This is a genomic window from Bacillus sp. z60-11, assembly GCF_046464135.1.
Classification (GTDB): Bacteria; Bacillota; Bacilli; order Bacillales; family Bacillaceae; genus Bacillus; species Bacillus sonorensis_A.
In genome coordinates, this window is record NZ_JBIYSN010000020.1 from 1 (window position 1) to 553 (window position 553).

At 37.1% G+C, this 553-nt stretch carries 1 protein-coding gene; it reads right to left on the reverse strand.

Annotation, left to right across the window (positions count from 1 at the left end):
* A partial coding sequence (locus ACINLD_RS22270; protein ID WP_410207191.1) for a transposase occupies nucleotides 1-488 on the reverse strand: 488 nt, incomplete at its 3' end.
* Between the last annotated feature and the right edge of the window lie 65 nt (nucleotides 489-553).

Here is a 553-nt window from a genome sequence, read left to right on the forward strand (position 1 = left end):
GTTTTCCTCGTATATTTATGCTTGTTGGCGTTGGCTTTGAGATGGGTTGAATCGGTAAAAAGGACACGCCCGCCAACCATTTCGTGATTGATGGCTTGAAGGACAATTTCATCAAAAATATCTTGGAAAATGGTTGTATCTTTGAAACGAGTGCGTCGGTTCCAACTGATCGTTGAATGATGAGGAACTGGATCATTGATATTTAATCCTAAAAACCATCTGTAGGCCATATTGTAGTAAATTTCTTTTTCGAGCTGTCTTTCTGAACGGATACCGTACAGGTATCCGATAAACATCATTTTGAATAAAATCAATGGATCGAGAGATGGCCGGCCATTATTCTCACTGTAGTAAGGCTTAACCTTTTCAATAATGAACGAGAAATCTATGTATTTGTCAATTTTGCGTAGCAGATGATCCTCTTCAACAAGTTGATCAAGCAATACGAATTCGGCTTCGTTTTGAGAAGAATTTCTGGTGTAGAACATTAGCAAAACACCTTCCTTTTAAGTCCTTTTCTTTATTATAAAATGAAGAAATGGATGATTTAAGG